Genomic DNA, 18,778 nt, shown 5'->3' on the forward strand with positions numbered 1-18,778 from the left:
AGGTAGAAGAGAAAATGGCCAGCAACCTTGCATTCACACTGCAGGTGACTGGTCCTCTTTGTGTATTACTCAGTGTATTTGTATGTGCTGGCATTAAGGATTTTTACACGAACCTCCACTTTGCCAAGTTTGAATCGTTTGATGGGATCAGCACGTTGCTGAACCTGTTCTTTCCACATCGCAAGGTCATGACGATACAGATGTTCTGCTAGGCCATAGGAATCGATTTTCCGTGATTTGTTTTTTTCGAATGTTGTCCGAATTTCGGATTCGATCTGTTTCTCGGCTGATTTCTCCATTGTGCGAGGAGATTGGTGGGAGCCGTTATCCTCGACAATGACACCTTTTACCGAAGTGATCAGGTCGAAAATGACTCCATTTCCTTCTTTCCTTGATGAAATTTTCGTATGCGGATTATGGAGGCGAAGTGTGAGATCAGGGGTCTTGCCTCCATTCTTGTAAACGTACAGCGGGTACTGGTAGACACGATTATAATTTACGAAACGAGTACCATCTGCGTCCTCCCCTGCCACTTTCCCTTGACTTCTGCCCTGTGAAATGACAAAAAATCCATCTGTTTTAATCAAGGGGGGAGCTTCATCCCCATTGAACCAGGTTTGGTTTTTATTGGTGATCGAAGGTAATAGGATAACCGAAGCAGGCTCACGAATACCGTCAAGAAGCTGATGAAGACGGATGGGTTCGAAGGCAGAATGCTGCTTGTACAGCTTGATCGGTTCAAATAGCTCAATGGTCTGGGTAGATTGGTTCAGCAGGGCAGAGGGGGCAAGCACATCGGGTATGCTTTGTTCCGTGCCGTAGATCCATGGTGTATATCTCATCTGACCCGAATGTAATAGTGTGTTAAAAACATCCTCCAGCCGCCCGCTCAGGGCATTTTTTGATAAAACAATCGCCTTTACATGGGTCCACAATGTTTGTTGCTGTGAAGTTTGATAGAGGTTATTAATAGCCATACTTAAGGTTTTGCCTTCACCTCGTCCAATCCAGATATCGCTTGCTTCCCGCGAAGTCGGCCCTTCTTGCTTGGCGATACTGGAGAAGTCAATTAACTGGGCATACGCAATATATCGGTTGTCCACATAGTCAATCCCTATCGCTGTGATGAAGTTAATACTTTGCACCTCTTTGGAATCCCAGCACCCCGTTAGCAGGATCAAACAGCTTATAAGAAGCCCACTTATGGATACCCATCTTTTCACGGACGCTTCCTCCGGCGGGTGGAATCCTGGGTATGAAGTGCTGCTGGACGTTTGGTTCTTTTCATCGAAGGGGGCATGGATACGGCCTGAGTGAAGTCTCCGGGAATATAGGGAGATACGGGTGACAGATAGGATACGCCATAACACTCCAACGATACGAGGTGCACCAACAGCGCGAACAGTCCGATCATAAATCCAAATAATCCAAGGATTGAAGAGATAATGAGCATTCCGATCCGAACATGAGCAGTAGCCCCACTGAGCACCGTATTTACTAGAATATAGCTGGAGATAACTGAAATCGCTACCGTTACAATGATGGTAGGAGAAGTAATCCCGGCACGAATAGCTGCATCTCCAATAATGAGTCCGCCTACCACACTGACAGTTTGGCCCAAAGCACGAGGAAGTCTGCGGCCAGCTTCATTGAATAGCTCGAACATAAAAATCATTAAAAAGGCTTCCAGCGTTACAGGCATGGGCAACCCCATACGAGTACCAGCAATCGTTGCCAGAAGCGGGAGAGGGATCTGCTCCACATTAAAACTGGTGAGGCCGATATAGAATCCAGGAAAAAAGCAAGCAATCAGCAAACCGGAAATCCGCAGGATGCGTTCAAAAGTCACAATGAAGAAAGGAGTGTTCTCATCTTCCGGTGATTTCAACTGATTGAAAAGTGTAGTTGGTGCGATGACCGCTACAGGAGAACCTTCGATCAGAACAGCAAAACGCCCATTTAAGAGCGAGTCCACGACATAGTCAGGTCGCTCTGTATTATCGGTGAGAGGAAAGATACTGCGAATGCCTCCCATAACTGCTCCTTCCATAACAGAAGTCCCAATAATACCGTCAACTTCAATTTTATCTATATTTTTACGTGCTTCTTTTAGGATCTCCGGATTTATAATGTCTTTTACATACAATAGGCCAATAGAGGTTTGAGTTCGCCCACCTTTAACATATTTTTCATAGCACATGGAAGAGGTTTTCATCCGTTTACGAATGAGTGCGATATTTACAATCAGCTCTTCGGTAAATCCATCGCGAGGCCCTTTTATAGAAGACTCGATGGCAGATTCTTCAGGGTTGCGCCCTGGTATGCTCGCAATATCCAAACTGCAGGATTGATCGCCGTTGCCGAAGATCAACAACAGTTGTCCGCTAAAAATCAACAGATTTAAATTTTTCGTATCTCGAAGGTCTTCCACTGGATTTAATGTTAATCCAAGTTCTTTCGTGTGCGAATCTTCTTCGAGCAAGGAATGCTCTTCGAGTCGGGGAATGATAAACTGATTGATTTGTTTAGCATCACTGAGACCATCGCAATATAGCACAATGATCGGTAAATCATTTTCATTTTTTGCTGGAAACGTTTGAATAACGACATCCGCGCAGGGGTTGAATTGTTCTTTCAAAGAGGCAAGCAGTGTTTCATGGGACGTGGTGTCAATCGTTGGATGCTCCATGATGTTTCCTCCTCTGATGGCGTGAGCTGATGAATGCGACGGTCGTTGCAATTATTGCTAGTCCGCTAAGATAGATGAGATTGAACGGGAATATGTAATCGACAAGCAGCTTTTCGAATGTAATATCGTCTAGACGGTACAGCATAGAGATTATAAATAGAACGGCTAAAGAGATACAGCTGATGATTCTTTTGGATGTGCTCTTAATATCCCAAATTTCTACCACAATATACATAGCAAGACTAATTCGGGTAAACGAGCCGGCGAGCCACTGGTAGATGGAAAAGAAGTCAGTTTGTGCAATGTACTTGCCCAATGAGGCAATGCGCCACTCCTCAAAGGCAGGAAATCTCATTTTGGCAGCCTCAAAAGGATTAAATTCGACGATAGCACCAATGAGTGGACCTATTGTCAGACCGACAATAATGAGTGCGAGCATCAGATACTGCCATACACGAATCTGTTTGGAGAGGTGGGGTTGTATGTACCAGATGAATAGCAGTTCAAACATGCCTGCAAGACTATAAACCATACCGTGGAGCACGGGATGCCAGCCCTGTTCAAGGACAGGAAGCAGACGACTGTAATCCTTATATTGGGTATTCACAATCGCAACATAGAAGCCAAGCAGTACAACGAGGGGCAGGATCAATCCTGCTGTGAAAGCCAAAGAACGCATGCCTTTATAAGCCGCATAGGCACAGAGCGACATAAGTGCAATGCTGGTAACCAAAGTAGGAGTTTCCGTCAGGTAACTGGTTTTGGCCCAAGTGGTGGTATCGTGTAAGGTGATATAGATGACGGACAGAAAAAAAAGACTATTTCCAATCCGAAATAGCAAGCCAAGAGGCTTACCAAGATGGGAAGTTAGCCAATCATGCAGCGTTTGGTGCTGGAGAAAACGAGAAACATAGGCAAGCATGAGCGCAAATACAAGGTAGGGTCCTGTAGACAACAGAACAGAGATCCAGGAATCCCTTTTAGCCGCAGACAACAGGGCAGGAATAATCAGAACGTGGCAGACTAGACCAACGGATAACATGATTAACATCATGGCTTGCAAAAAAGATGGCTGTGTACGTTTCATGCTGAGGTGTCCCCTTTTCCCAATAGACTGTCCTCAGCAGTGTTAACGTGATTGAAGCCCTTCATACAGGCACTTAGAGCTTAAAATACTGAATACCCATGGCTTATCGTACCTCTAGCATTGTTTCCCGGGCAGCATTCCTGGCTTGTCGGGTCCCTTCGATAAGAATCTCTTTCACGCTTTGATCCCACTGACCAGCCTCTGTTTGCGACCGCTCATATTGGTGCCAAGCACACCAGCGATAATCAACAATGCACCAATATAGTGGTAGTAACCCACTGGTTCATGTAATATCCATGCACCTCCTACGATGGAGATAAGCGTGGACAGATTGCTGAATACACTCATTTGCGAAGCCTCCAGATGAGTCAAAGCATAGCTCGCGAGCAGGGTGGAGACCATGGTGGAGAGGATCGCCAGATAGGCGAGTGCACCCAGATAGGATGTATCTCCAAGTGGTTTGATGTAGTCCATCATGGAACCGCTGGACGCATGCAGGATCAGGGAAGCGGCGTTAAATACAATACAGCCAACCATCAGTGTGACCCAGGTTAATTCCATTGGTTTGTACTTCTGGGTTAATGGTCTTGCAAGCACACCATACCCTGCAAAACAGACTGTGGATAGCAGCAATAATGCAATGCCCTTCAGATTACCTATAGACATGCCGCTTCCTTGCATCATGAAAATAAAGACCACTCCAGCAACAGATAGAAGCAGGAACAGCTTCTGCATCGTGTATGTGCGTTCTTTCAGGAAGACTGAAGCGAGAACAAGTGTGAATACAGGGGCCATGGCCTGAATAATACCCGCTTCCGATGAGTTGGAAGAGACAAGTCCAAAGGCTTGAAAGGCAAAAAATAAGACGGGAGATAAAAGCCCCAGTGGAATGATTCGCCACAGATCACGAAGGCTCAGTCGGATTTTGATCCAGCCAAAAATGACAGGAATGCTGACAACGATCAGCGACAGCGCGAATCGGTGGGCAAGCACATCAATTGGATGTGCAACAGAGACTGTCATTTTAACAAATAAAAAAGATAGACCGATAATAGCTGCGTACAATACAGCTGCGATATAGGCGTATCCCCGAGTGTGTGTTGTGTTCATGAATGCTCCTCCAATACAGTAGTCATAGCGCTTTATCTTTCATTATCCTGAATTATGTCAGGTTCGAGGCATGTGCTGGCCTTATTCAATATACTGCCAGGTGCATCGTGCTACAATAGATAAAAGGTTAAACTGTATCGGTACAGTTGTTGGAGAGGGATGGGTGCATTGAGAAAATACGAAGTGATTGCCGAAGCATTAAAGCAATGGATTCAGGAACAGATGCAGCAGCAGGATCGTCACCAGTGGGCAGATAAGGGCATCCGTCTTCCAGCCGTTCGAGTTGTAGCAGAACAATATCAATGCAGTGTAAGCACGGCTATTCGTGCATATGAGTGGCTGGAGCAGCGGCATTTGGTGTATGCCATACCTCAATCCGGTTATTATGCCGTACAGAACGGGACAGGTGCTCAGGACATGGACTGGCAGGGAGCGTTGGACTTTGCTTCAGCTGCTCCCGATCCAAGGGTGTTCCCTTATGCAGACTTTCGTCATTGTGTGGATCAGGCGATGGAGAAGAAGCAAGCAGAGTTATTTATGTATGGCACAGATCAGGGATTACCTTCGCTTATCATGCTGTTGCAGAAGCAGTTTGCGGATTATCAGGTATTTGCCAGATCGGAGCAGTTCTTCATCACATCAGGTGTGCAACAGGCACTGGCTGTACTGGCATTGATGCCTTTTCCCAATGGAAAGAGAAAAGTACTGCTTGAACTACCGACCTATCACAATATGCCCTCGCTACTGAGTGGATTGAATGTGCCGATTGCCGGTGTGAGACGTGCCCTGGATGGGCTGGACTGGGCATCGCTTGAACGTCAGTTTGCTGAAGGAGATATCAAGTTTTTCTATGTCATGCCGCGCTTTCACAATCCGATTGGCACATCGTTGACTGTTGCTGACAAGAAGAGACTGATCCGGCTTGCACAGCGGTACGATGTCTATCTGGTGGAGGACGATTATCTGGCCGATCTGGAGGACAGTACGAAACAGGACCCGCTATGGTCCTATGATACTGAAGGCCGGGTCATCTATTTGAAGAGTTATTCCAAAATTTTGTTTCCAGGCTTGCGCATTGGTGTAGCTGTTCTGCCTTCACCTCTAATTGAATCTTTTGGGGCTTACAAAAAAATGCTCGATATCGACACTTCCGTCCTGTCTCAAGCTGCGCTGGAGATCTATGTCCACAGCGGAATGTTTGCTCATCACAGGAAAGTGATTCGTAACCGCTATGCTGCCCGGATGCACACGGTGCATGAGCAACTGGACACATATCCAGACTTTGCTCCATTTATGGAGGCTCCTCGAACAGGAGGAGAGCATACCGTATTGCCTTTGGCGGGTAATATGCCGCTTCGTGTTCTGCTGTCCCGGCTTCAAAAGCGCGGAGTCATCGTTGATACGACAGAACGGTATTATCCGGAGGGAACATATCAGGTCCATCAGGATCAAATGCTGCGATTAAACATCTCCAATGTGCCGAAGCAGCGAATCGAGGAAGGGATGCAGAAGATCCGGGAGGAAATTTTAAAACTTCAGATCAGACAGAAATAAATTGAAGAATCGGAATGTTGTCCGTAAATAACAAAAGGCGTCCACACAAGTTGATTACTTGTTGAACGCCTTTTCCATGAGTTGTTTTCCATCTATAATACAGCTTGTACGCTATATGGTAGATGGAAATAATCCGATTTGTTCCTGAGCCATCGCCTTGAAGGAAGCTTCTGCAGCTTCCAATGTAGACTGAACATCCTCATCTGTATGAGCCGTGGTCAGGAACCAGGCCTCATATTTGGATGGAGCGAGGTTAATGCCACGGTCCAGCATATGACGGAAGAAGGAAGCAAACAGCTCTCCATCCGTGTCTTGAGCATGATCGTAGTTCGTCACCGGATGATTACAGAAATGGGTGGAGAACGCACCACGAATCCGGTTGATCGTCAGTGCAATCCCATGACGGTCAGCAGAAGCTTGCAGACCTGCTGTCAGGTCGATAGCAAGACGTTCCATCTCTTCATACACACCCGCACCTTGCAGGACCTCCAGACATGCGATACCAGCCGAGATGGATGCAGGGTTACCAGCCATCGTTCCCGCCTGATAAGCAGGGCCGAGTGGGGCAACCTGCTCCATAACATGTTTGCGGCCGCCGTAAGCACCGATTGGCAGGCCGCCGCCAATAATTTTGCCAAGAGCTGTCAGATCGGGTTCAATCTCCGCATGATTATCGAGTCCGGCATATGTCTGTGTAGAACCGTAATGGAAACGGAAAGCCGTAATAACCTCGTCATAGATAACCAGTGAGCCGTTGGCCCGTGTCATGGCACAGAGACCCTCCAGGAAGCCAGGTTCCGGCATAACCATACCGAAATTACCTACGATCGGTTCAACCATAACCGCAGCAACATCGTCACCCCAGTGCTCCAGTGCAGCTTTGAGGCTGTCCAGATCATTGTAAGGCACGGTGATGACCTCTTGCGCAATACTGGTTGGAATGCCTGCACTATCCGGGATACCCAGCGTAGAAGGGCCAGAACCGGCAGCTACAAGCACCAGGTCCGAGTGACCGTGGTAACATCCGGCGAATTTTACGATCTTGTTGCGTTTGGTGTAGGCACGAGCCACCCGAATCGTGGTCATGACTGCTTCCGTACCGGAGTTTACAAAACGCACTTTATCCATGGAAGGAATGGCTTCCTTCAGCATTTTGGCGAGCTTGATCTCCAGCTCTGTTGGGGTACCGTACAGTACTCCATTTGCTGCTGCTTCCGTAATGGCCTGCGTAATATGCGGGTGGGCATGTCCTGTAACAATCGGACCGTAAGCGGCCAGATAATCAATATAACGGTTGTCATCGACATCCCAGAAGTGGGCGCCTTGGGCTTTTTTCATAAATACAGGTGCACCACCACCAACGGCTTTAAAAGAGCGTGAAGGGCTGTTAACACCTCCTACAATATGCTCAAGTGCTTCTGCGTATAGAAGTTCGGAACGGGAACGTGATGTATTCATAAGATAACTTCCTTTCGTCATTCAAAATATGATAAAGGTACAAACCACAGAAAGATATGATGATTTTCTCATAATATGATAGCCGGGCACAACGAGAGGGCAGCGTAATGGCTGCCCTCTGCATGTTTAGTTTACATTACTGAGCCGGTTGCTCTGACTTTTGATCATCACCACTGGCTGTTTTATCTTCGGTGCTGGTCGTACTATCATCCGTTGTAGCAGGTGGATGAATAATATCCTGAATATGCTGCTTCAGCTTCTCTTCATTCGTAACCGTCAATACCTGCGCTCCACCAGCTGTCCGTTCTTCTTTCAGCAGGTTCATTGGCGGGATCTGCTCACTGCCGTTCATGCTGCTCTGGTAACCGAGTCCACCCAGCTTCCACATATCGGAGAGTGTCAGATTTGTATCTACGTAAGGATTAACCTGTTCCAGAATGGCAGGCAGCTTGGCAATGGTAGTTGTTGACTGCATTTTCGCTGTTACAGCTTTCAGCAATTCACGCTGACGCTCGGAACGAGCGAAATCCGACATCGCATCATGACGGAAACGAACGTACATGAGCGCTGTTTCGCCATCCAGATGCTGATACCCTTTTTTGAGATCAATATCGTATTCGTTATTGTCTGCTTTACTTGTATAGTGCATGTCCTTCTCCACATCGAAATCCACGCCGCCAACGGCATCCACCAATTTGATGAATCCCTGGAAATCCGTATACACATAATACTGTACAGGAATGCCGAGCAGGTCGCCCGCAGCTTGCATCGCTACGTTAGGGCCATGCGTGATCGCGGTGTTGATCCGCTCCTTACCGTACCCGTCAATATTGACGTAAGTGTCGCGCAGAATGGAGAACAGATTAATTTTTTTGGTAAGAGGGTCGAGCGATACAACCATCATGCTGTCGGAGCGAGGAACTTCACCTTTTTTCAATCCACGTGCATCGACACCCATAACGAGAATATTTACCGTTTCTGTGCCTTCCCATTTGGGTGGGTCAGGAGTATTTACTTTCTCCACATTCTCGATACCTGCGAATGGTGAATCGTCACCGTCCTTTGCCAAACCGTCCAACTGATTGAGAATAGAACCGAAATAATATGTCGCTGCTCCTCCAATAATTAACACGAAGGCGGCAAGAGAAATCCAGATGGTTCTCTTCGTCTTTCTGGTCATGCTAGCTCTCCTTTGTAATTGAGATAAAATATAAAATAAGTCCAAAGTTGTTTCTGTTATAATCTAGCCGAAGCCTTCCGCTCACGTCTCCATCGTCATCAGGCACAAGACGCGGCTCCAGACTATTTTTAAAGCTTGCTGAATTTTGACTGATACCATTATAATTTCTTTTTGGGCTACAAGCAATTTCAACAAAATCCAAGTGAGGTATAATCATGCTGGCGATTGATGTCAAAGATTTGCGCAAGTCGTTTAGCGTCCAGAAAAGCCGAGGTGGGCTGAAGGGCGCGTTCCAGGACCTGTTTGCACGTCAATACCAGGAGGTATTGGCTGTAAATGATATTTCATTTCAGATTCCGCAAGGCGAAATATGCGGATATATTGGGGAGAACGGTGCCGGTAAATCAACAACGATCAAGATGTTGACCGGCATTTTGGTGCCTACTTCAGGGCAAATATCGGTTGGTGGATATGTTCCGTATCAGGAACGGGAGAAGTTTGTACAGAATATTGGTGTCGTTTTTGGTCAGCGCAGTCAATTGTGGTGGGATATTGGCGTTATCGAATCCTTCCATTTATTGCGCAAAGTATATCGTGTCGAAGAGGTCGATTTCCGCAAACGGCTGGATGAACTGGTTGAGCGGTTGCAGCTTCAGGACCTGCTAAGCCGTCCGGTACGGAAGCTCAGTCTCGGTCAGCGCATGCGCTGCGAGTTAGTGGCAGCCTTGTTGCATAATCCAAGTATTGTTTTCCTGGACGAACCAACTATTGGTTTGGATATTGTGGTGAAGTCGGAAATTCGGGATTTCTTGAAAGACATGAACAAGGAGCATGGAACGACCATACTGCTCACAACCCACGATTTGCAGGACATTGAGGCACTGTGCTCCCGGGTGATCATGCTTGATGCAGGCAACATCATCTATGATGGAGGTCTGGATCATCTCAAGTCCCAGTGGGGTAAGGAGCGGGAGATCCGCTTCAAGTTTGGTTCAGCTCACAACATCAGTCAGATGCAGGAATGGACTGATGGGTTGCCTGTCCGTTGGACGGTAGAGAATGAATTGTCCGCATCTGTATGGATTCCGCTGGAACTGAATGTCTCGGATGTACTCGGACGTGTCGTTGGACAGGCTGATATTACCGATATTCAGATTATCGAGATTAACACGGATGAGATTGTGCGCAGTATTTACCAATCCGGTTCCGCCGAGCGTCCAGAGATTGTGGGAGCAGGGAAAGAAGCGGTGGGTGTATCCTGAGATGAATAGTGCATTTATTGATTTTATGCGCATCCGTTTTCTAACGATGCTGGCATACCGGGTGAATTATTACTCCGGCATTTTGATATATACGCTGAATATCGGCGTGTATTACTTTACCTGGCAAGCCATTTACGGTAGCAGTGGTGAACTCGGCGGCTTCACGGCAGCGCAGATGACCACTTACATCGCTGTATCCTGGATGGCACGTGCCTTTTACTTTAACAACCTGGACCGGGAGATTGCCGCAGATATACGGGATGGCTCCATTGCGATTCAATTCATCAGGCCGATCAATTACGTTATGGTCAAAATGATGCAGGGTCTTGGCGAAGGTATTTTCCGCTTCCTGCTCCTCATGATTCCGGGGATGCTCATCGCCATTCTGCTGTTCCCGGTTGAATTGCCTACGGCGCCATCGGCGTGGATTGGCTTTCTCGTCATGCTGTTCTTCAGTTTCCTCATTAATTCCCAGATTAATGTGATAACGGGACTGGCGGCATTCTTTGTGGAAAACAATGAAGGCATGATGCGTATGAAACGCGTCGTGGTTGATTTGTTCTCTGGTCTAATCATCCCGATCAGCCTGTATCCAGGCTGGATGTCCGCGGTGATGAAAGTATTGCCTTTTCAGGCCATTACGTATCTGCCCGGTTCCGTGTTCACTGGAAGAGTGGAAGGTACCGCCATCTGGAGTGTGCTCGGTATTCAGGTGTTCTGGTTTGCCGTACTGCTGCTTCCGATGGTATTGATCTGGCGTAAGGCGCGCAAGCGTCTGTTCGTGCAAGGGGGATAACAGATATGTACTATATGGGTCTGATCTGGGAATATTTGAAAAATTACATGAAAACACGACTCACGTACCGTGCTGATTTCTGGGTGGAGATCCTATCGGATCTGCTGTTCCAGGCAACCAACCTGATCTTTATCTTTGTGGTCTTTCGCCATACGGATAACTTGGGCGGCTGGAGTGAGAGTGAAGTGCTCTTTGTTTATGGATATTTTATGGTGCCCTATGGCATCTTCAGTTGTTTTATCAATCTGTGGGGATTCAGCGAGCGGTACATCGTCAAAGGAGAGATGGATCGGATCCTGACACGTCCTGCACATAACCTGTTCCAGATCTTGCTTGAAAATGTGGATCCGCCTGCACTCGTGGGCTCGTTTATCGGCCTGATCATCATGATCTTCAGTGGAGCAGAGATGGGTCTGATGCTGGAATGGTGGCATATCCCGGCATTGATTATTTTGGCACTCAGCTCAGTGATGATCTATGCCGGCATCTATACCACATTGACTTCACTATCCTTTTATTCGGACGCGCCAACAGGTATCCTGCCGTTGATGTATAACATTCAAGGATATGGACGCTACCCTGTAACGATCTATAACCGTGCCATTCAGGTGCTGTTAACCTGGATCATTCCGTTTGCCTTCGTGGGGATCTATCCCGCAGCCTTGTTCCTGGAAAGGTCCGAGATGCATCGCATGGCGCTGCTTACACCTGTGATAGGATTGGTATTTGGCTCCATGGGCTTGCTTTTGTGGAATTTTGGCGTGAAGCGTTATCGCGGAGCAGGTTCATAATAACGCCCTATAGTAATTCATGGGGGAGATTAGGGAGGAACTGACATGACGTTAAAAGTAGGCGAATTGGCACCGGATTTTGAGCTTCCGTCCAGTACGGGAGAATCGGTAAAGCTTTCGGATTACCGCGGACAGCGGGTGCTGCTTTATTTTTATCCCAAAGATATGACCTCGTCCTGTACACAACAGGCTTGTGATTTTCGGGATCGACATGCTGAATTTGAAGGGCTGAACACGGTCATTCTCGGAATCAGCACCGATCCGATGAAACAACATGACAAGTTTATTGCCAAATATGGACTGCCGTTTACCTTGTTATCGGATGAAGAGCACGTTGTAGCCGAGCAATACGGTGTATGGCAGCTGAAGAAAATGTATGGCAAGGAGTACATGGGTATGGTTCGCTCCACTTTTCTGATTGATGAAGAGGGGAAATTGATCAAGGACTGGTCCAAAGTTCGGGTCAAAGGACATATCGAGGCAGCACTTGAGGCTCTGAAGTCCATATAGGCTGCCCCGGCAGAATATTAATTAATCAACAATATAAGGCTGTGCTCGCGGAAGTTGCCGTGAACACAGCCTTTTGCATATGCGGATTTCCAGTACTTTAATACTGTTTCTTATGCTTGCGTGAACGAATGCGATATACCAGCAGGAGGAACAAGGGAATGATGAAGCTGACGGTGATATCCCAGTCTACCCAAGCAGGCATAATCGTATCTGTATAGAAAATAACATTCGGAGCAATCAGGATACCGAGGGCAAATAATAACAGAGACGAAGGCAAAATGAGAGGTTTATACGTCTTTAATTGAAATAATTGTGCTGTTCCCAGCACAAAAGCAAATAGATACAGCAGACTTTTAAAATAGGTAGAGATCAACCAGGCGATAGCCATGAATGCCTCGATTCGTTCGAAGAAATTACCAATATTAATTTTTTGCGAAAGGGCATATGAAATATAGATGCTGTGCTGCGTCAGCGTAGGTCCCATCACCATGAGTGAGAGCAACAATAACAAGCTTAATAGTAATCCTCCAAAGAAGGTAGCCAGCAAGAAATCCCGTTTGAAATGGGGCCCGGGGTCCACATAGGGGAGAAATACGGAAAGAACAATAAGTTCACCAAAGGAAGTAAATGCTCCGCGGATGACAGACTCTACTAAATGTATCCAGGGAATGTCGAAGTAAGGCAGAAGATTAGAACTTTTGGCTTGAGGAAGAAGCCCAAGGAAGAGAAAAGCTATAAACACCACAACGATGGGGGTTAACAGCTCGGAGCTTAATCCTATCGTACGAAAACCATGGATGAGCCCCCAGGCCAAGGAGCAAATGATCATTAGAATAATGACCCGGATCGGGGTCTGTAGATAGATCTGGGTTGTCATGAAGTCACCGACCTCACGGACACATATGGCTGCACCTATCGCGAAATAAAATAGATAGGCAACTGAAAGCACAGAACCAACCCAGGCCCCGAGTAACTTGTTACATATTTCAAAAAGCGACAACTGTGGATGTGTTCGATGCAATTTATATAGAACCCACATGATGCCAAGACCGATCGGCAGACCAATGAGAGAACAGAACCATGCGTCCTGTTTGCCTACTGCGGTAACGACTGAAGGGTAGATCAGAACCATATCTCCAATCATAACCAGGAAGGTGAGCAGGGTGAACTGCCGAATTGTGAGTTTTTCCTTCATCAACATGTCCTTCTGCTCCTTCCCATGGATTAATGTTACATTACTCCTCAGAATTATCCTTCAGTGGCTGATTGAGGTGGCGATTTGGATTTTCTTCGGGACTTCACTAACTGTATTAGAACCAGCATACCCGGAAGAATGATACCTAACGTGGTGTCCCAATCTACCCAGTACGGAACGATGGTGATGATAATAAATGTCAGACTGGGCGCGACGAGATTGGCCATGCCATAAACGAGCAGTGTCGATGGTAGAATGAGCATCTTGAAATGCTTAAGTTTGAACAGTTCTGCGCATCCAACAATAAAGGCATATAAGTAGATTATCGCTTTGAAGTAGGTAGCAATGAGCCAGGAGCAAGCCATAATGACCTCGATGCGTTCGAAAAATCCGCCAATGCTAATCTTCTGAGACAAGACAAACGAAGCGTATATATTATGTTGGGTAAGGAAAGGGCCGAGAACGAGCATGGATATGGTAACCAGAATAGCAAGGATTAGATTGCCGAGCCCTGCTGAAAAGATAATGTCACGCATACGGTGGGCACTGTTTGCGACGTAGGGCAGGACCATCAAAATGGGGATGGTTTCGCCGACGGGATAAATGATACTCACCAGAATGCCCTGCGCAAAGGAGACAACACCCGTGTCTGCTACTGGCTCCAGATTACTGGTTTCAACCTGTGGAAGTAGACAGATGGCGAGTACCATTGTGAAAAGAATGACGATTGGTATCAGGAGTTCACTGGTTCTTGCGATCGTCTCCAGGCCATGGTATACACCCCATCCTATAGCAATAACAAACATAAGAATGATGACACGTATAGGAGTATACTGTAAGATCTGGGAAGTCATGAAATCGCCAACTTCCCGAGTATGTGTAGATGTACCAATCAGGAAGAAAAACAAGTAGAAGCAGGAGAAAAAGGTACCCGGCCAAAAGCCCAAAATACTTCGGGTAATCTGTACCAGATTCTCCCCTGGATGCATACTTCCCAATTTCATAATCAGAGCCATGAGAGCCATTCCGAGTGGAACACCGATAAGAGCACATATCCAGGCATCTTGCTTGGCATAGGACGTGATAACGGAAGGGTAGATCAACATCATGTCTCCAACCACTAACATAAATGTTAGGGTGGATAATTGTCTTGTTCCGATCCTTCCCTTTTCAAGCATGATATACCCCTCCCTTATCTCCTAAGTTCCAGTCAGTCGTGCTAATATGTGGTTCACAGGGTCGTAGATCCACATGATGATATAAAGTGGACTAGGGATTTCCCATAGATTGGAAGCTATAACGCTGAACACCGTAGCGGTGAGAAGCATTACACTGTATACGGCTGTTTCTCGCCACTCTTTCCGGTGAATGAGACCAGGCAGATCAATCCAGCCAATAATGGCTGCTACGACAATAACCGCAAGTGTAATCAGCAAGCTTCTCTCACTCCTTTACTTTACTTCGTTTCTGAATGAATCATCCATTGTACCGACACGTTTAATCTGCACATTGGTTTTGTACTTGATATCCAGTTCTTCAAAATGTTTATCCCACTCATTTTCTATCTTCTTGAAGAACTTGGGATCTGCATGGTACACTTCCTGTCCAAAACCAAATATATCGACATGGAATTTGCGTTTTACTGAATTGACAGAGTTCTGCATCAGTTCAATTAATCGTTCTTCACTATCGGCTTCAAGTTCTTTGAGAACTTTCATCGAACCAATCTTGATCCCGCATTCAACTGCACCGATGGAGGAGACATTCTTGACATCGATGTGGATTACAGGCTTATCATTTACGATTTCTGCTTTTCTTTTCGTTGTTGTACGGAGCGCCTTAAACGTCACGTTGCCTTGCTTGCGACAAGGCATATGGCTGACCGTTGATTTTACATTGTCACGGATATAATTGTAGCCTTTGGATTCATCCTCATTTAACCAACCAATCAGCTTGTCTTTCTTGAATACACTCAGTCCCGTCGTATTGAGGCGAGCTGGTGAGCGAATGGTCGATATATTGTCTTTATTCCCGCTATGGCTTTTGGGACCGAGGATCTCTACACCCGTAATGACGGGCTGGATGCCAGGCGATATCATGAACTCGAGTAATTCATCCCCGGTGACCGTGGTAGTGGGGGACCAGGTCTTAGAAGATATATCGAGAGAATTAAATATTTTTTCAGCTGGAGTATTATCTAAAGGTGTAAGTACGTCAAGCAGCTGGGAAGCAGTAGTATTCTTAGCAACTAGGACGTAATAATCAGGTCTTGCTGTAGGCTCACGCATTAACGCCTCTATAACATCATATATTCCGTTTTTACGTGCATATTCTTCACCAAATACCAGAACCCGGATATGTGCAAGGAAGATTCTGCGCGGGCTGGTCTCCGTTAATTTCTGAATGGCTTCAAACAAGGTTGTAGCGGACGCTTCGTACTGTGTAACGGCTGTCCCTTTCCCTCCCCCTGCTTTGGAAGATACCTCATTTGGAACAACGACCTGAGCACTCACTTTGATCATATCTCCATCTTTGTCCACACCGAGACCCAGCATAATGCCAAGTTCATTCAATTCCTGCCGATCCCAGCATCCGGTAAGGAGAGGAAGCAGAATGACACAGGATAATATTAAGCGTAAGCATCTATTCATGGTGTGCGCTCCTTACCGAATTACCGCTTCGTTTTTTTGGTGGACTGTCTAGTTTCATTTGTTGTGCTGGTAGAGAGCGGACGAGTTTTCATACGGGACCAGGGTACACGAAAGATCGTGTCTTTGAGATCCTTCTGGATAAAGGGTGCAAAAGGGGACATATAAGGTACCCCGAAAGAACGCAAGCTGCAAAGATGCGTTACGGTAATTAACAACACAATCAGGATGCCATAGAATCCGAAGGCAGCGGCCAGGATCATCAGAACGAACCGCAACATACGTACCGAGATGGATAGCCCATTTTCGGGAATGACATAACTGGATATCGCAGTGATGGATACGATGATGACCATTGCAGCAGATACAACCCCCGCATCTACCGCGGCTTGACCAATAACAAGCGTACCCACAATGGACACAGCCTGACCGACCGTCTTCGGTATCCGAATGCCTGCTTCTCGCAGAATCTCATAAGTTAGCTCCATCAACAGGGCTTCAATAAAAGCCGGGAAAGGCACACCTTCTCGCTGAGCCGCCAAACTGATTAGAAGGTTGGTAGGAAGCATCTCCTGATGAAAAGTAGTAATGGCAATATAAAAGGACGGAGAGAGCAGTGCGATAAAAAAGGCCAGATATCGGATCAATCGAATCAGTGTACTTATATCAGCTCGCTGATAATAATCTTCAGGTGACTGAAAGAAATGAACAAACAAGGCGGGAACAACTAAAACAAACGGTGTCCCGTCGACAATGATTGCGACCCGGCCTTCCAGCAGCGCCGCGGTTACAGTATCGGGTCGTTCGCTATTATATACTGTTGGAAAAATAGTCCTTGTCTTATCCTCAACCAGCTCTTCGATGTATCCTCCCTCGAGAATGCTGTCGATATCAATCTCATCCAGTCTTCGCCTTAGTTCCTGCACTATCTCCTGATCTACGACATGTTCCAGGTACAGCATAGCAACTCGGGTCTTGGTAACTCGACCGATCTCTCTTTCTTCGATCCAGAGATGAGGATCTCGGATTCGTTTGCGAATTAATGAAGTGTTGGTACGCAGGTTTTCATTGAAACCTTCCATCGGTCCACGAACGACGGTTTGGGATACAGGCTCTCCAACGGATCGATCTTCCCAGCCTGCTGCGCCAATTTTCAATCCTCGTACAGATCCTTCCAGTAGTAAGATCGCTGATCCCGACAACAGAGCGTTCAGCACTTCATCCATATCATTGACGAGCAGGACATCACTTGCGATCAGAACATCGTTTTGGAGGTAATTCAGATGTTCATCATCTGCTGAAAAATCAGGAAGATCACGCTTATGCAATAAGGATTCCATGATGGAGTGATTCAGAATCTGAACATCCACCAATCCATCGATGTATAACATGACGGCAGGCCATTTATGTAGACACTGGAGAGGGCGCATCATCAAGTCGTTGCTGTTCCCCATCACTTGCTTGCAGTATTCCATATTTTCGCTTAGATCCGGAGAGATTTGCCTCTGATCTTGGCTTTCCAGCGACGATTCACGCATGCCTTCACCTCCCTATACACCCTATATTTTCAAGTTAGTATGACCTGGATGAATTCGGATTATCACAAAAAAAAGGAGCCGCGATTAATCGCAACTCCTTGCTTATTTTAGATGGACGCTCGTTCGAATTTACTTTTGTCTTTGTCGAACAGGGGCTGGCTTGGATACGGTGGATCTAGCTGTCCATGCTTTGCGGTAACGATAGAGCACGGCTGCGATAAGCAGTAGGCCGATTCCTCCCACGATATATGCAGCATATTGATGAGCCAGATGGAATACGGCGTTCCACTGGGGGCCAAATATTTTGCCAATGCCCAGAAACAGTACAACCCAGAACAGTGCACCTGAATAGGCGTAGAGAGCGAATTTGCGAAAGGGAACAGCGGCTATGCCCGCAAAATATCCGGTGAAATGCCTTACACCCGGAATGAAATAACCGATGAAGATTAAGGCATTACCATACTTGGCGAACCACTTTTGCGTTTTATCGAGCTTGTCCTGCTTCAGTAGAAACCATTTTCCGTATCGTGTTATAAAGGGCAGTCCTGCTTTGGCTCCAATAAAATAAGTGATTGTCATGCCAATCGTTGTTCCCAGAAAAGCCAGTATGGTGAGGATTCCGAAGTCCAGATGCCCCTTGTAGGATAGAAACCCTGCGTAAGCCATCGTTGTTTCACCAGGAAAGGGAAGTGCGATGAATTCAAGCAACAAGCCAAAAAACAATACGCTGTATCCGTAGGACCCAAACAGATGTTGGATCTTCTCAAGCAATTCCAATAGATTTCACTCTCCTGAATACGGGGTGGGAGCATGAATACTCTCCAAGGTGTTTTAATGTGTTCTGCTTGTTCATTATGCTACCTAATCTGAAGCGAAGAATCAATCAGGCTAGATAGCAAATTGTGAAAAAATATTAAACAAAATCACGTCTTTTTTCCATGTAGTCTCCATATAATTCTA

Annotated in this window: 17 protein-coding genes; 5 read left to right on the top strand and 12 right to left on the bottom strand. The window is 46.4% G+C overall.

Going from position 1 to position 18,778, the window contains the following annotated elements; genetic code table 11:
• Positions 1–65: 65 nt before the first annotated feature.
• From MKY66_RS03670 to MKY66_RS03685, 4 genes are all read right to left on the bottom strand, one after another.
• Entirely contained in the window at positions 66–1,223 is a 1,158-nt protein-coding gene (locus tag MKY66_RS03670; protein WP_179088606.1) for a Ger(x)C family spore germination protein, read from the bottom strand.
• On the bottom strand, positions 1,220–2,689 hold the full coding sequence (locus MKY66_RS03675) for a spore germination protein (protein ID WP_076217169.1): 1,470 nt from the start codon (positions 2,687–2,689) through the stop codon (positions 1,220–1,222). Before MKY66_RS03675 ends, MKY66_RS03670 begins: the two co-directional genes overlap by 4 nt.
• Complete coding sequence (locus MKY66_RS03680) at positions 2,670–3,776, bottom strand: endospore germination permease (protein ID WP_076217170.1); 1,107 nt, start codon at positions 3,774–3,776, stop codon at positions 2,670–2,672. The genes MKY66_RS03675 and MKY66_RS03680 overlap by 20 nt, the downstream gene beginning before the upstream one ends.
• A gap of 174 nt (positions 3,777–3,950) precedes the next feature.
• Positions 3,951–4,886 carry a DMT family transporter gene (locus MKY66_RS03685; protein ID WP_076217171.1) on the bottom strand — a complete coding sequence of 312 codons (936 nt, stop codon included), beginning with the start codon at positions 4,884–4,886 and terminating at the stop codon, positions 3,951–3,953.
• A gap of 159 nt (positions 4,887–5,045) precedes the next feature.
• On the opposite strand from MKY66_RS03685, the gene MKY66_RS03690 reads away from it, so the two are divergent.
• Positions 5,046–6,440 carry a PLP-dependent aminotransferase family protein gene (locus tag MKY66_RS03690; protein ID WP_076217172.1) on the top strand — a complete coding sequence of 465 codons (1,395 nt, stop codon included), beginning with the start codon at positions 5,046–5,048 and terminating at the stop codon, positions 6,438–6,440.
• Between the two features lie 111 nt (positions 6,441–6,551).
• On the opposite strand, the gene MKY66_RS03695 is transcribed toward MKY66_RS03690, so the two are convergent.
• Together MKY66_RS03695 and MKY66_RS03700 are read right to left on the bottom strand one after the other, a co-directional pair.
• Positions 6,552–7,898: a glutamate-1-semialdehyde 2,1-aminomutase gene (locus tag MKY66_RS03695; RefSeq protein WP_076217173.1), complete on the bottom strand. Its 1,347-nt coding sequence runs from the start codon at positions 7,896–7,898 to the stop codon at positions 6,552–6,554.
• A 136-nt stretch (positions 7,899–8,034) separates the two neighbouring features.
• The gene (locus tag MKY66_RS03700) at positions 8,035–9,078 is read right to left on the bottom strand and encodes an LCP family protein (RefSeq protein WP_076217174.1); all 1,044 of its coding nucleotides are present in this window, start codon (positions 9,076–9,078) and stop codon (positions 8,035–8,037) included.
• Between the two features lie 215 nt (positions 9,079–9,293).
• Between MKY66_RS03700 and MKY66_RS03705 the strand changes: the two genes are divergently transcribed.
• From MKY66_RS03705 to bcp, 4 genes are read left to right on the top strand one after another with little or no spacing between them, the layout of a single operon-like run.
• Positions 9,294–10,340, top strand: a complete 1,047-nt coding sequence (locus tag MKY66_RS03705; protein WP_076217175.1) for an ABC transporter ATP-binding protein — start codon at positions 9,294–9,296, stop codon at positions 10,338–10,340.
• 1 nt (position 10,341) lies between these two features.
• On the top strand, positions 10,342–11,136 hold the full coding sequence (locus MKY66_RS03710; protein WP_036614077.1) for an ABC-2 family transporter protein: 795 nt from the start codon (positions 10,342–10,344) through the stop codon (positions 11,134–11,136).
• A gap of 5 nt (positions 11,137–11,141) precedes the next feature.
• Entirely contained in the window at positions 11,142–11,927 is a 786-nt protein-coding gene (locus MKY66_RS03715) for an ABC-2 family transporter protein (RefSeq protein ID WP_076217176.1), read from the top strand.
• A 45-nt stretch (positions 11,928–11,972) separates the two neighbouring features.
• Positions 11,973–12,437 (top strand): thioredoxin-dependent thiol peroxidase, encoded by a 465-nt coding sequence (bcp, locus tag MKY66_RS03720; RefSeq protein WP_076217177.1) that lies wholly within the window; start codon positions 11,973–11,975, stop codon positions 12,435–12,437.
• A 97-nt stretch (positions 12,438–12,534) separates the two neighbouring features.
• Here bcp and MKY66_RS03725 read toward each other — a convergent pair whose 3' ends face one another.
• From MKY66_RS03725 to MKY66_RS03750, 6 genes are all read right to left on the bottom strand, one after another.
• Positions 12,535–13,638, bottom strand: coding sequence for an endospore germination permease (locus MKY66_RS03725; RefSeq protein ID WP_076217178.1), 1,104 nt, complete (start codon positions 13,636–13,638; stop codon positions 12,535–12,537).
• Between the two features lie 47 nt (positions 13,639–13,685).
• Positions 13,686–14,810 carry an endospore germination permease gene (locus MKY66_RS03730; protein ID WP_076217179.1) on the bottom strand — a complete coding sequence of 375 codons (1,125 nt, stop codon included), beginning with the start codon at positions 14,808–14,810 and terminating at the stop codon, positions 13,686–13,688.
• Between the two features lie 21 nt (positions 14,811–14,831).
• On the bottom strand, positions 14,832–15,068 hold the full coding sequence (locus MKY66_RS03735) for a hypothetical protein (RefSeq protein WP_076217180.1): 237 nt from the start codon (positions 15,066–15,068) through the stop codon (positions 14,832–14,834).
• Positions 15,069–15,083: 15 nt separating this feature from the next.
• Positions 15,084–16,283: a Ger(x)C family spore germination protein gene (locus MKY66_RS03740; protein ID WP_076217181.1), complete on the bottom strand. Its 1,200-nt coding sequence runs from the start codon at positions 16,281–16,283 to the stop codon at positions 15,084–15,086.
• A 20-nt stretch (positions 16,284–16,303) separates the two neighbouring features.
• Entirely contained in the window at positions 16,304–17,818 is a 1,515-nt protein-coding gene (locus MKY66_RS03745) for a spore germination protein (RefSeq protein ID WP_076217182.1), read from the bottom strand.
• 129 nt (positions 17,819–17,947) lie between these two features.
• On the bottom strand, positions 17,948–18,595 hold the full coding sequence (locus MKY66_RS03750; RefSeq protein ID WP_076217183.1) for a DedA family protein: 648 nt from the start codon (positions 18,593–18,595) through the stop codon (positions 17,948–17,950).
• Positions 18,596–18,778: the final 183 nt, after the last annotated feature.

The organism is Paenibacillus sp. FSL R5-0766, assembly GCF_037971845.1.
In the GTDB taxonomy this organism is placed as follows: domain Bacteria; phylum Bacillota; class Bacilli; order Paenibacillales; family Paenibacillaceae; genus Paenibacillus.